At 62.2% G+C, this 12,153-nt stretch carries 12 protein-coding genes and 3 tRNA genes; 9 read left to right on the forward strand and 6 right to left on the reverse strand.

All coding sequences use genetic code 11. From position 1 onward, the window contains the following. The first annotated feature begins 140 nt into the window (after positions 1–140). The 8 genes from rluD to APH25_RS14365 all read left to right on the forward strand — a co-directional run bounded on the left by rluD (position 141) and on the right by APH25_RS14365 (position 7,730). Complete coding sequence (rluD, locus tag APH25_RS14330; RefSeq protein WP_028631776.1) at positions 141–1,103, forward strand: 23S rRNA pseudouridine(1911/1915/1917) synthase RluD; 963 nt, start codon at positions 141–143, stop codon at positions 1,101–1,103. After that, on the forward strand, positions 1,100–1,840 hold the full coding sequence (gene pgeF / locus APH25_RS14335; RefSeq protein ID WP_060482380.1) for a peptidoglycan editing factor PgeF: 741 nt from the start codon (positions 1,100–1,102) through the stop codon (positions 1,838–1,840). Before rluD ends, pgeF begins: the two co-directional genes overlap by 4 nt. A gap of 166 nt (positions 1,841–2,006) precedes the next feature. After that, the gene (gene clpB, locus APH25_RS14340; RefSeq protein WP_028631774.1) at positions 2,007–4,571 is read left to right on the forward strand and encodes an ATP-dependent chaperone ClpB; all 2,565 of its coding nucleotides are present in this window, start codon (positions 2,007–2,009) and stop codon (positions 4,569–4,571) included. A 430-nt stretch (positions 4,572–5,001) separates the two neighbouring features. Next, positions 5,002–5,077: transfer RNA gene (locus APH25_RS14345), tRNA-Asn, on the forward strand. A gap of 4 nt (positions 5,078–5,081) precedes the next feature. Next, positions 5,082–5,158, forward strand: a tRNA-Pro gene (locus tag APH25_RS14350). Between the two features lie 6 nt (positions 5,159–5,164). Continuing rightward, positions 5,165–5,240, forward strand: a tRNA-Lys gene (locus APH25_RS14355). A 123-nt stretch (positions 5,241–5,363) separates the two neighbouring features. Then, positions 5,364–6,410: an FAD-binding oxidoreductase gene (locus APH25_RS14360; RefSeq protein WP_060482381.1), complete on the forward strand. Its 1,047-nt coding sequence runs from the start codon at positions 5,364–5,366 to the stop codon at positions 6,408–6,410. Positions 6,411–6,518: 108 nt separating this feature from the next. Then, positions 6,519–7,730: an MFS transporter gene (locus APH25_RS14365; RefSeq protein ID WP_060482382.1), complete on the forward strand. Its 1,212-nt coding sequence runs from the start codon at positions 6,519–6,521 to the stop codon at positions 7,728–7,730. 30 nt (positions 7,731–7,760) lie between these two features. Here APH25_RS14365 and APH25_RS14370 read toward each other — a convergent pair whose 3' ends face one another. The 3 genes from APH25_RS14370 to APH25_RS14380 all read right to left on the reverse strand — a co-directional run bounded on the left by APH25_RS14370 (position 7,761) and on the right by APH25_RS14380 (position 10,076). Next, the gene (locus tag APH25_RS14370) at positions 7,761–9,056 is read right to left on the reverse strand and encodes an NAD(P)/FAD-dependent oxidoreductase (RefSeq protein ID WP_028631772.1); all 1,296 of its coding nucleotides are present in this window, start codon (positions 9,054–9,056) and stop codon (positions 7,761–7,763) included. Positions 9,057–9,140: 84 nt separating this feature from the next. Then, positions 9,141–9,314, reverse strand: a complete 174-nt coding sequence (locus tag APH25_RS14375; protein WP_033727895.1) for a DUF3094 family protein — start codon at positions 9,312–9,314, stop codon at positions 9,141–9,143. A 132-nt stretch (positions 9,315–9,446) separates the two neighbouring features. Continuing rightward, positions 9,447–10,076 (reverse strand): DUF1780 domain-containing protein, encoded by a 630-nt coding sequence (locus APH25_RS14380; RefSeq protein WP_028631771.1) that lies wholly within the window; start codon positions 10,074–10,076, stop codon positions 9,447–9,449. A 142-nt stretch (positions 10,077–10,218) separates the two neighbouring features. On the opposite strand from APH25_RS14380, the gene APH25_RS14385 reads away from it, so the two are divergent. Next, positions 10,219–10,902, forward strand: coding sequence for an energy-coupling factor ABC transporter permease (locus APH25_RS14385; protein WP_060482384.1), 684 nt, complete (start codon positions 10,219–10,221; stop codon positions 10,900–10,902). Positions 10,903–10,916: 14 nt separating this feature from the next. Here the strand turns inward: APH25_RS14385 and yacG are convergent, their stop codons facing one another. From yacG to APH25_RS14400, 3 genes are all read right to left on the reverse strand, one after another. Next, a complete protein-coding gene (yacG, locus tag APH25_RS14390) occupies positions 10,917–11,117 on the reverse strand; it encodes a DNA gyrase inhibitor YacG (RefSeq protein ID WP_028631769.1) in 201 nt (66 codons plus the stop codon). Beyond that, the gene (coaE, locus tag APH25_RS14395) at positions 11,114–11,737 is read right to left on the reverse strand and encodes a dephospho-CoA kinase (RefSeq protein ID WP_060482383.1); all 624 of its coding nucleotides are present in this window, start codon (positions 11,735–11,737) and stop codon (positions 11,114–11,116) included. Before coaE ends, yacG begins: the two co-directional genes overlap by 4 nt. Further along, positions 11,734–12,153, reverse strand: a 420-nt coding sequence (locus APH25_RS14400) for an A24 family peptidase (protein WP_177331182.1), incomplete at its 5' end; no start/stop codon positions are given. The genes APH25_RS14400 and coaE, both read right to left, overlap by 4 nt.

Genomic DNA, 12,153 nt, shown 5'->3' on the forward strand with positions numbered 1-12,153 from the left:
TGCGTCCCTTTGACGGCCGCTGTCTTGGGCGGGGCCGTCCTGTTATGATGAGCGCCCCGGCCAACCCCGGGACAAAAGAAGCCGTATTTAACCACAAGCTCGCAGCCGAAACCAAAGGCTGTGCGCCCGCCGAATCGAGCATGTCCGAGATCATTCAACTTAGCGCAGAGGTACCGTCCGAACTGGGCGGTCAACGCCTCGACCAGGTCGCCGCCCAATTGTTCGACGAGTATTCGCGCTCGCGGCTGACTTCGTGGATCAAAGAAGGCCGTCTGACGGTCGATGGCGCTGTCCTGCGCCCGCGTGACACCGTCCATGGTGGCGCCGTTCTGGCCCTTGAGGCCGAACAGGAAGCCCAGGGCGAGTGGGAAGCCGAGGACATCGCACTCGACATCGTCTATGAAGACGACCAGATCATGGTCATCAACAAACCCGCCGGTCTGGTAGTGCACCCGGCTGCCGGGCATGCCAGCGGTACCTTGCTCAATGCCCTGCTGCACCATGTGCCAGACATCATCAACGTACCCCGTGCCGGTATCGTTCACCGCCTGGACAAAGACACCACGGGGCTGATGGTGGTGGCCAAGACCCTGCAGGCGCAGACCAACCTGGTCGACCAGCTGCAAAAGCGCTCGGTCAGCCGGATCTACGAATGCATCGTGGTCGGTGTGGTCACCGCAGGTGGCAAGATCGATGCCCCCATCGGCCGCCACGGCGGCATGCGCCAGCGCATGGCAGTCACCGACGGCGGCAAGCCTGCGGTCAGCCATTACCGGGTGCTCAAGCGCTTCCGCTCGCACACCCATGTGCGGGTAAAGCTGGAAACCGGGCGTACCCACCAGATCCGTGTGCACATGGCCCACGTCGGGTTCCCCCTGGTGGGTGACCAGACCTACGGCGGGCGCTTCCGCATTCCGCCGGCGGCCAGCCCGACCATGGTCGAGGCCGTGAAAACCTTCCCGCGCCAGGCGCTGCATGCACGCTTTTTGGCGCTGCACCACCCGACCACCGGTGAGCGCATGGAGTGGGAATCGCCGCTGCCGGACGACTTTGTGTGGTTGCTGTCCTTGCTGAACCAGGACCGCGAGAGCTTCATCGGATGAGCCAGCTGACGCAGACGCTGCTGATACCTGACTGGCCCGCGCCAGCCTCGGTTCGCGCCTGCGTCACCACCCGTCGGGGCGGCATAAGCCTGCCACCCTACGACACGCTCAACCTGGGCGACCACGTGGGGGATGACCCTGCTGCGGTCGCCGAGAACCGTCGTCGCCTGAGCCGTGAGTTCGCCATTAAGCCAGCCTGGCTCAAACAGGTGCACGGGCTGGTGGTCGCCGACGCCGACCCCACTGAGGTAGCCGAAGCGGACGCCAGTTGGACACACCAGCCCGGTATCGCTTGCACGGTCATGACCGCCGATTGCCTGCCTGCGCTGTTTTGCGACCGCGCCGGTACCCGTGTGGCCGCAGCCCATGCCGGCTGGCGCGGGCTGGCAGGTGGCGTGCTGGAAGCCACGCTGCAACGCCTGGCCCTGGCGCCTGAAGAGGTGCTGGTGTGGTTGGGCCCGGCTATCGGCCCGCAAGCGTTCGAAGTGGGGCTGGAAGTGCGCGATGCCTTCACCGCCGTGCACCCCGAGGCAGCGCGGGCTTTCGTCGAGGGCGCGCGGCCTGGCAAGTTGATGGCCGACATCTATGAGCTGGCGCGTATTCGCCTTGCAGCCAGCGGTGTAACGGCTGTTTATGGCGGCGGGCTGTGCACCGTCAGTGATGAGCGGTTTTTCTCTTACCGCCGTACACCGCAAGGTGGGCGTTTTGCATCGCTGGTCTGGCTCGATCAGCGCTAACCGCTCTGGCTTCATGGCCTGCACTAATCCATCACAATGACTTCGGTCAACCCCGCTAAGCTTGAATCTTCCAGAATCAGCCTTATCTATAAGGCATCTCAGGCAGGTTTCTTCATAACAGGCGCTGTCCATCGCTCCGACCTGCCCTTTTAAAGGAAGGTAACCCATGCGAATAGACCGTTTGACCAGCAAGCTGCAGCTTGCAATATCCGATGCGCAATCCCTCGCCGTTGGCATGGACCACCCGGCCATCGAGCCCGTGCACCTGTTGCAGGCACTGCTCGAGCAGCAGGGCGGCTCCATCAAGCCACTGCTGATGCAGGTGGGCTTCGATATCCATAGCCTGCGCCAGGCGCTGGTAAAAGAACTCGACCAACTGCCGAAAATCCAGAACCCCACTGGCGACGTGAACATGTCCCAGGACCTGGCGCGCCTGCTCAACCAGGCCGACCGCCTGGCCCAGCAGAAAGGCGACCAGTTCATCTCCAGCGAACTGGTAGTGCTGGCGGCCATGGACGAGAACAGCAAGCTCGGCAAGCTGCTGCTGAGCCAGGGCGTGAGCAAGAAAGCCCTGGAAAACGCAATCAATAACCTGCGCGGCGGCGCTGCCGTCAACGACGCCAACGCCGAAGAGTCGCGCCAGGCGCTGGACAAGTACACTGTCGACCTGACTAAGCGCGCCGAAGAGGGCAAGCTGGACCCTGTGATTGGCCGTGACGACGAAATCCGACGCACGGTACAAGTGCTGCAGCGTCGCACCAAGAACAACCCTGTGCTGATCGGTGAGCCCGGCGTGGGCAAAACGGCCATCGCCGAGGGCCTGGCCCAGCGCATCATCAACGGCGAAGTGCCCGATGGCTTGAAAGGCAAGCGCCTGCTGGCGCTGGACATGGGCGCGTTGATCGCCGGTGCCAAATACCGTGGCGAGTTCGAAGAGCGCCTGAAAGGCCTGCTGAACGAGCTGTCCAAACAGGAAGGGCAGGTGATCCTGTTCATCGACGAGCTGCACACCATGGTCGGCGCCGGTAAAGGCGAGGGCGCCATGGACGCCGGCAACATGCTAAAACCGGCACTGGCCCGTGGTGAACTGCATTGCGTGGGCGCTACCACGCTGAACGAGTATCGCCAGTTCATCGAAAAAGACGCAGCCCTGGAGCGCCGCTTCCAGAAAGTACTGGTTGAAGAGCCCAGCGAGGAAGACACCATTGCGATTCTGCGTGGCCTTAAAGAGCGCTATGAAGTGCACCACAAGGTCGCCATCACCGACGGTGCAATCATCGCCGCCGCCAAGCTCAGCCACCGTTACATCACCGACCGGCAGTTGCCCGACAAGGCCATCGACCTGATCGACGAGGCGGCCAGCCGCATCCGCATGGAAATCGACTCCAAACCGGAAGTGCTGGACCGCCTGGACCGTCGCCTTATTCAGCTGAAGGTTGAATCCCAGGCGCTGAAGAAGGAAGAAGACGAGGCTGCGAAGAAGCGCCTGGAAAAGCTGACCGAAGAAATCGAGCGGCTTGAGCGCGAATATTCCGACCTGGAAGAGATCTGGGCATCGGAAAAAGCCGAAGTGCAGGGTTCGGCGCAGATCCAGCAAAAGATCGAGCAGGCCCGCCAGGAGCTGGAAGCCGCACGCCGCAAAGGTGACCTCAGCCGCATGGCCGAGCTGCAGTACGGGGTAATCCCGGACCTGGAGCGCAGCCTGCAGATGGTCGACCAGCATGGCAAAACCGACAACCAGCTGCTGCGCAACAAGGTCACCGAGGAAGAAATCGCTGAAGTGGTCTCCAAGTGGACCGGCATCCCTGTGTCGAAGATGCTGGAGGGCGAACGCGAGAAGCTGCTGAAGATGGAAGACCTGCTGCACCAGCGTGTGATTGGGCAAGGCGAGGCGGTTACCGCGGTGGCCAACGCCGTGCGCCGTTCCCGCGCGGGGCTGTCCGACCCCAACCGGCCAAGTGGTTCGTTCCTGTTCCTGGGCCCTACCGGTGTGGGCAAGACCGAGCTGTGCAAGGCTTTGGCCGAGTTCCTGTTCGACACCGAAGAGGCCATGGTGCGCATCGACATGTCCGAGTTCATGGAGAAACACTCCGTGGCTCGCCTGATCGGCGCACCACCAGGCTATGTGGGCTATGAAGAAGGCGGCTACCTGACCGAAGCCGTACGTCGCAAGCCTTACTCGGTGGTGCTGCTGGACGAAGTGGAGAAGGCTCACCCAGATGTGTTCAACGTGCTGTTGCAGGTGCTGGAAGATGGCCGCCTGACGGACAGCCACGGCCGCACCGTGGACTTCCGCAACACGGTCATTGTAATGACCTCCAACCTGGGCTCTGCACAGATCCAGGAACTGGTGGGCGACCGCGAAGCGCAGCGTGCGGCGGTGATGGATGCAGTAGGGGCGCACTTCCGCCCCGAGTTCATCAACCGTATCGACGAGGTGGTGGTGTTCGAACCGCTGGGCCGCGAGCAGATCGCCGGCATTACCGAGATCCAGCTGGGCCGCCTGCGCAGCCGCCTGCTGGAGCGCGAGCTGTCGCTGAGCCTGAGCCCAGAGGCGTTGGACAAGTTGATTGCGGTTGGTTACGACCCGGTGTACGGCGCACGTCCGTTGAAACGTGCGATTCAGCGCTGGATCGAAAACCCCTTGGCGCAGCTTATCCTGGCCGGCAAGTTCATCCCCGGGACGGCGATTACCGCCAAGGTGGAAGGCGACGAGATCGTCTTCAGCTGATTACCCCGTTTGAAAGCCCCGCTTCGGCGGGGTTTTTTTTGGGTGATAGCGCCATCTCCCCGGGCTGGGCAGTACCTGTGGGGGTGGGTTTGATCGCGATGCGGCCAGCACAACCCCAGTAAAATCGGGCCTTTCCGGGCGGGTTTGTTAACTTGCTGAAAATTTTGAAATTTTTGCTTGCATCAATTTTAGAGTGCCCCTAATATACGCCGCGTTGTCAGGCACTAAGCGAATCACCAGCAACACCGGTGACCGCAAAACAACTTACAAATCAGTAAGTTGAATGAAAAAAAGTGGTTGACAAGCAAAACGAAGACTGTAGAATAGCCGGCCTCAGCAGCGACAACGCGAAAGCGAATAGCCAAAGAGACCGAAGCTAACACAAGCTTCGAAGTAGCAAAAAAGTTGTAAAGTTGTACCGAAGTTCAGTTCCGCGATAGCTCAGTCGGTAGAGCAAATGACTGTTAATCATTGGGTCCCTGGTTCGAGTCCAGGTCGCGGAGCCAATCTCGGGGTGTAGCGCAGTCCGGTAGCGCGCCTGCTTTGGGAGCAGGATGTCAGGAGTTCGAATCCCCTCACCCCGACCATTTTCCGGGTCGTTAGCTCAGTTGGTAGAGCAGTTGGCTTTTAACCAATTGGTCGTAGGTTCGAATCCTACACGACCCACCATGTAAAAAGGGCATCTCAAATGAGATGCCCTTTTTCTTTTGTCTCGATTTTTCCAAACCCTTGGTTGTGCCGTAAATCCGCTATCCTGCCTCGTGTCACTGGGCGGTATAAGGACGATTTGGCATGGTAGCCAATACATCAAGCGTCGTGGTTGTAGGCGCGGGCATCATGGGGGCCTCCGTTGCCTGGCACCTGGCCAGGCTGGGTGCCAGGGTCACGGTGCTGGAGCAGGGGGCCAGGCCCGCAGCAGGTGTTACCCGGTGGTCGTATGGCTGGGTGGGTACTGCCAGCGCCTCTGCCTCTGAAAACCCGGTTGCGCTTAACGCAACGCTGCAGGCCATCGCCGACTTCCGCCGCCTAGCGCTCGATCTCGGGCCTTTGCCTGTCGCTGCCCGTGGGGCGCTGGTATGGCTGGACAGCGACGAACAGACCGCTTGCCTGATCGACCAGCAGCAGGCCGCGGGTGTGCGGCTGCACCCCTTGGATGCCCAGCAGGTCAGTGCCCTGGAGCCCTGCCTGGTAACCCCACCCAGGCTGGCCGCCTGGGCCCCTGACGATTTTGCGGTCGAGCCCGTCGCGCTGACGCGCCAGTTGCTCCATGGCGCCAAGCAAGCGGGTGCGCAGGTGCTGTATGGGCGTTGCGTTGATGGGCTGGAGCTGAACAACGGGTGTGTGACGGCAGCACTGTGTGCGGGTGACCGCTTCGCCGCACACACCGTGGTATTGGCCAATGCCGATGCGGCCATTGGCCTGGCCGGGCAGCAGGCATTTCAATTGCCCATCCTCACCAAGCCTGCAGTGTTGATGCGCTTCTCGGCGCCTGCCGGGGTAGTCAGGCACCTAGTCTACGGCAATGGCCTGGAACTGCGCCCGGCGCTGGAAGGTGGTGTGGCCTGCGCGGAAGATGCCCCTGCAGAAGGCGAGGCAGGCTTGCCGGCCCTTGCCGAACACACCGCCGAGGCGATCAAGCGCATGTTCATCGGCACCTCTGGGCTGTCGCTGCGTGCCGTCAGCATCTGCCAGCGGCCAATGACCCAAGGGGGCGAACCCGTGCGGGGTTACTTGCCAGGGGCGCATGGGGTGTATGCGCTGATAGCCCACCCCGGGGTCATCCTGGCGCCGTACCTGGGCCGCCTCGCTGCCGAGGAAATCGTTCAGGCCGGGTGCTAGGCCGTGTTTTAACTGGACGTGGCCGATGTGCAACTGCTGCAATGGGTGTTGAGGGTTTCCATGCCCTCTTGAGGCTGCTTCCCCAACACCCCTCGCAGGAGCGCAGTAATGCAGTGGCAACGTAACCTGGCAATCTGTTTTTTTGGATCGTTCGTCAATATCGTTGCCATGACCGTGCTGCTACCGTTTCTGCCGGTGTACGTGGAGCATCTAGGTGCCGTGGGCGATGCAGACATTGCCCGCTGGTCAGGCATCGCCTATGCCGCGACCTTTTTCAGCGCCGCGTTGGTAGCGCCGTTATGGGGGCACCTGGCAGACCGCTACGGCAGCCGGCAAAACCTGATCCGGGCCAGTTTCGGCATGGTTGTCAGCATGGCGCTGATTGGTATGGCGCAGACTGTGGAGCAGTTGGTGGTATTGCGCTTGCTGGTCGGCCTTGCCGGTGGCTATACCTCGGGGTCGTACGTGCTGGTGGCGGCGCAAACGCCGAAAGAGCGCTCCGGCTGGGCGCTAGGCATGCTCTCGTCGGGCATCATGGCCGGCGGGTTGGTGGGGCCGCTGCTTGGCGGCATTCTGCCGACCGTCATGGATATCCGCACCATCTTCCTGGGCGCCAGCGGGCTGATCTTCTTCAACTTCCTGGCGACGTGCCTGTTCATTACCTCGCCACCCCGTCAGGGCAGAGCCGACAAGGCCCGGGCCGACAGCGGGCCTGCGCCCCGGCCAGACATGTCTGTCGTCTTCACCATGCTGTTCGTTGCCATGATCCTCATGATGGCCAACATGTCGATCGAGCCGATCGTTACGCTGTATATCCGCAGCCTGGACGTGGGCGCGCAGTCTGTCACCTGGCTGGCGGGGCTGTGCATGGCAGCCTCGGCGCTGGGCAGCATCATCTCGGCACCCAGGCTGGGCAAGCTGGCCGACCGCGTCGGCGCGTTGAAGGTAGTGGTGGTATGCCTGGGCATCGCCGGGTTGCTGTTGATTCCCCAGGCGCTGGTCACCCAGGCCTGGCAACTGATCGTGTTGCGCCTGGCCATGGGCTTGGCATTGGGCGGTTTGATCCCCTGTGTGTCGGCTGTCATCCGGCAGAACGTCGGCGCCAACAGGGTGGGCAAGATGCTGGGCTATTCCACCTCGGCTCAATACCTGGGCCAGGTCGCCGGCCCGGTGCTGGGCGGCTTTGCGGCTGGCTCATTGGGCCTGCGGTTTGTGTTCGGCGTTACCAGCGTGGTGCTGCTGGCAACGGCTGGTTGGTGCCTGTTGCTACTGCTGCGTGGCCCGGCGGCGGCCAACAACGCATCGCTTGACGACGGCTGAATGGGCACCACCGGGCATGTGCAGCTCGGGTCAGTGCAGCTTCAACCGCGGCTCTGTACCCCGGCCAATCTTGCTGCCCAGCATCATCAGTGCCGTGCGGAAAAACCCGTACAGGGCCATCTGGTGCATGCGGTACAGCGACACGTAGAACATGCGCGCCAGCCAGCCTTCCAGCTTCACACTGCCCATCAGGTTACCCATCAGGTTGCCCACTGCCGAGAAGCGTGACAGCGAGACCAGCGAGCCGTAGTCCTTGTATGCATAGGTCGGCAGCGGTTTGTTCTCCAGCCTTGCCTTGATGCTTTGCGCCAGCATCGACGCCTGCTGGTGCGCGGCCTGTGCACGTGGCGGCACATTGCGGTCGGTGCCAGGCTGCGGGCAGGCGGCGCAGTCGCCGAAGGCAAAGATATCGTCGTCGCGGGTAGTCTGCAGGGTAGGGCGCACCACCAGCTGGTTGATGCGGTTGGTCTCCAGCCCGTCGATGTCCTTGAGGAAGCCCGGTGCACGGATGCCCGCCGCCCACACCTTCAGGCTGGCCTGGATCACCTCGCCGTCCTTGGTCTTCAGGCAGTCGCCCGTCACCTCGCTCACCGCCGCATTGGTCATCACCTTGACCCCCAGTTTTTCCAGGGTCTGGTGCACCGGCACGCTGATGCGCTCGGGCAGCGCCGGAAGCACGCGGGGGCCGGCCTCGATCAGGGTGATGTGCATGTCCTTGGGCTGGATGCGGTCCAGACCATAGGCCGCCAGTTCGTGGGCAGCATGGTGCAGTTCGGCGGCCAGTTCCACACCCGTGGCGCCGGCCCCGACGATGGCAACGCTGATTTTTTCGCTGGCCACATCCCCGGCGTGAGCGCGCAGGTAATGGTTGAGCAGTTGCTGGTGGAAGCGCTCGGCCTGCTTGCGGGTATCCAGGAACAGGCAGTGCTGCGCCGCGCCCAAGGTGCCGAAGTCGTTGGTGTTGGACCCCACGGCAATCACCAGGGTGTCGTAGCCCAGCGTTCGGGCCGGCAGCAGTTCACGGCCCTCTTCATCGAGGGTAGCGGCCAGCTGGATCTGCTTGCCTTCGCGGTCCAGGCCGCTCATGCGGCCCAGCTGGAAATTGAAGTGGTTCCACTTGGCCTGGGCCACGTAGTTCAGTTCGTCTTCCGAGGAGTTCAGCGAGCCGGCCGCCACTTCGTGCAGCAGGGGCTTCCAGATGTGCGTGAGGTTGGCGTCCACCAGGGTGATGTAGGCCTGCTTGCGCTTGCCCAGGGTTTTACCCAGGCGGGTCGCCAGCTCCAGGCCGCCGGCGCCGCCGCCGACAATCACGATGCGATGAGTCATGGGGGTATCTCATAAGGTTTACGGAATTCTTGGCCCAATGGGCCGGCCGCACCGTGCACGAGGGGAGGGCGAGCGCCAGGCAGCTCATAGCACCAGTCCACTCAGCAGGCGGCTGACAAGGCCCAACCCGATGGTCACCGCCAGCACCACCACCAGCAGCAACCATGGCCGAAAGGGCCGGCGCTGCACCTGGTGTTGCGGGGCTTGCAGGTATTCATCGACGCGACGCTGATCTTCAGGGTTCAGGCGGCTGGTCATGGTGGGCCTCGTCAGATAGACGTTTGTGACTGCGCAAACGCTACAGTGTTCGTGCAGGCGCATGAAACAAATGATAATGCTTTCTATCTTGGCCGCCGAGTGTACGGCATCCTGATCAGCGGCGGCACAGGATCAAAGGCTGATACCCACATCGAACACGATGCTGCGGCCCAGGTTGCCGCGCAGAAAATCCGGTGCATCGGGGTGGGCGAACAGCACCCGGGCAAAGGTCGGCCCCACCAGCGACAGCGAGCGCCAGCCCTGGCGCAGGTATTCGGTGGGGGGCGGGAAGTGCGTGTTCAGGTCCAGCACTTCGCGTTTGAGGCTGGCGAAGGCAATGATGTCTAGCTCGTTCAGCTCAAGCCCGCGCTCGCGGTAATTGTGCGCCTTCTTGCGCAACGTGGGCGCCAGCCGCCCCAGCAGCTCGGTGGCACTGATACGCCGGGGCCGGGCTTCACGGCGGACAAGTTGCGCAAGGGAAAAAGCACTGCGCCGGCGTTGCAGCTCTTCACGCCATTCATCGTTCAGCCGGCGCCCCTCGTCCAGTACGAAAAACACCTCGAACGCCGCATCACGGAACAATACGTCAGGTGGCTCCTGCCCGGCGGGGGTGAAGTCGTCAGTGCGGTAGGGGATGTTCAGGCCCTGCAAAAGGCGCTGGCACACCCAACGCTCACGCTCCCATTTGCGTGCATTGGAAAGAAAGGCATTGGCTTGTTCGGCCTGGATGGTAAGCAGGCGCAGGTAGTCTGAGTCATCCATGTAGCTAGCTTAGCTGCTATTCGATGACGATAAGATGCTGTTTGTGCGCAGAAATCGGTTTGGCCGGGGCCAGTCGCCTGGGCAGGCGTGGAATGGGTGTAGACTCAGGTTTGTCCATGCTTTGTTCAGGGGTATTTGGCAGGTGATCAGCGCACACGTTTTGTCCGGTACCACCCTGGCATTGGGTTGGCTCGGTTATGTGCCATTACTGGTGTGGGCTGCGAGCCGGGTGTACTGGGTAGAGCTGGTAACCGACCGGCGCCGCCAGCACCTGCTGTTTGGCACAGTGGTCTGCCTGTTTGCCTTGTGGTTGGTGCGGCGTGATTTCGATACCGGCGTGTCTTACCACTTCATCGGTATGACGGCCGTGACCCTGATACTGGACTGGCCGCTGGCGGTAGTGGGCGGGTTCATGGCCCAGCTTGGCCTGCTGGCGCTGGGGCGGCAGGACCTGGCGGCGCTAGGGGTTAACGGCCTGCTGCTGGTGGGCCTGCCGGTGTTGATTACCGAGGCCTGCGCCCTGTGGGTAGAGCGCGCCCAGCCCAGAAACCTGTTCGTGTATATCTTCTGTTCCGGGTTTTTCCCGGCAGCCTTGACGGTGGTCGCCTGCCTGGCCGCTGCATTGGGTGTGTTGTGGCTGGACGGCATTTTCGCCATGCCCGAGTGGCTCAGCGACTTTGCCGGCTTCTTGTGGTTGATGATGTTCCCAGAGGCATTTATCAACGGCACCATTATCAGTGCGCTGGTGGTGTTCTGCCCGGAGTGGTTGGAAACCTTCAACCGCACCCGCTATTTGCAGGCGCCGTGGAAGGAAGAGGACCGCTGAGTATCAGGATGGGGTTAGTGGCGTGGCTCCAGGTCGCCGGAATACAGCTCATCTTCCGACTCTTCTGCCCCCGGGATCTTGTGTTCCTCCGAAGCCCAGGCCCCCAGGTCGATCAGTTTGCATCGGTCCGAGCAAAACGGCCGAAAGGCGCTTTTCTCATTCCATTCCACAGGTGCGCCACAGGTTGGGCAATCCACGGTCATTGGCTGGCTCATGGCTGGCCTCCTCGTAAAGTCAGGTAAAAATGGTGCAGGCGGTCAATCTGCTCATGCAGCGCGGCCAGGTCGCCGTCGTTCACCACCACATCGTCGGCATGGCGCAGGCGATCCTCCCGGCTCAGTTGCGCCTTGAGAATGGCCTGGACCTGCTCGGCGCTGGTGTTGTCGCGGGCCAGGGTGCGGGACACCTGCAGGTGGTGCGGTGCATCGACCACCAACACCCGCTGGGTTTTCTGATACTGCCCCGACTCGATGAGCAAAGGTGATACGTACACCGCATAGGGCGATCGCCCCTTGGCCAGGTAACTGAAAATCTCCTGCCCGATCAGCGGGTGCAGCAGCTGCTCCAGCCATTTGCGCTGTACCGGGTCGGCAAAAATCAGCTGCCGCAGCGCGGCGCGGTCCAGTTGCCCGTCTGCCTGCAACACGCCGGGCCCGAAGTGCTCGACGATGCTGGCCAGGGCAGGGCGGCCAGGTTCCACCACCCAGCGCGCCGCCTGGTCGGCATCAACCAGGTGCACGCCCAGCTCGACAAAGCGTTCGGCAGCCGCGCTCTTGCCGCTGCCAATACCGCCGGTAAGGCCAAGAATCCAGGGGGTGAAGGCCGCAATGGTCATCGGTATCCAAGCAGTTGCATGTAGGAGAGGTGTATTTCATCACCCCAGAGCACAGCAATCCACCCCGCGATGGCCAGATAAGGCCCAAAGGGGATGGGCGTACCCAGCGTATGCCTGCGCAAGCCCACCAGGCACAGGCCAACCACCGCCCCCACCACCGACGACAACAGCAACGTCAACGGCAGTACCTGCCACCCGCCCCAGGCCCCAATCAGCGCCATAAGTTTAAAGTCGCCAAAGCCCATGCCCTCTTTGTCGGTGAGCAACTTGAACACCCAGTACACGGCCCACAGGCTCAAGTACCCCGCCACCGCACCCCACAGCGCATCGGAGAGCGGCACATAGAGCCCGCCGCAGTTCACGATCAGCCCCAGCCACAACATTGGCAGCACCAGCACATCCGGTAGCAGCTGGTG

The sequence above is a fragment of the Pseudomonas sp. NBRC 111119 genome, assembly GCF_001320125.1.
Lineage (GTDB): Bacteria > Pseudomonadota > Gammaproteobacteria > Pseudomonadales > Pseudomonadaceae > Aquipseudomonas > Aquipseudomonas parafulva.

Coding starts and splice junctions, on each gene's coding strand:
- APH25_RS14375 (WP_033727895.1), bottom strand. CDS start 9,314: ATGACCAGCCGCCTGAACCCTGAAGATCAGCGTCGCGTCGATGAATAC.
- coaE (WP_060482383.1), bottom strand. CDS start 11,737: ATGACCATTGCGGCCTTCACCCCCTGGATTCTTGGCCTTACCGGCGGT.
- clpB (WP_028631774.1), top strand. CDS start 2,007: ATGCGAATAGACCGTTTGACCAGCAAGCTGCAGCTTGCAATATCCGAT.
- APH25_RS14360 (WP_060482381.1), top strand. CDS start 5,364: ATGGTAGCCAATACATCAAGCGTCGTGGTTGTAGGCGCGGGCATCATG.
- pgeF (WP_060482380.1), top strand. CDS start 1,100: ATGAGCCAGCTGACGCAGACGCTGCTGATACCTGACTGGCCCGCGCCA.
- APH25_RS14365 (WP_060482382.1), top strand. CDS start 6,519: ATGCAGTGGCAACGTAACCTGGCAATCTGTTTTTTTGGATCGTTCGTC.
- APH25_RS14380 (WP_028631771.1), bottom strand. CDS start 10,076: ATGGATGACTCAGACTACCTGCGCCTGCTTACCATCCAGGCCGAACAA.
- rluD (WP_028631776.1), top strand. CDS start 141: ATGTCCGAGATCATTCAACTTAGCGCAGAGGTACCGTCCGAACTGGGC.
- yacG (WP_028631769.1), bottom strand. CDS start 11,117: ATGAGCCAGCCAATGACCGTGGATTGCCCAACCTGTGGCGCACCTGTG.
- APH25_RS14370 (WP_028631772.1), bottom strand. CDS start 9,056: ATGACTCATCGCATCGTGATTGTCGGCGGCGGCGCCGGCGGCCTGGAG.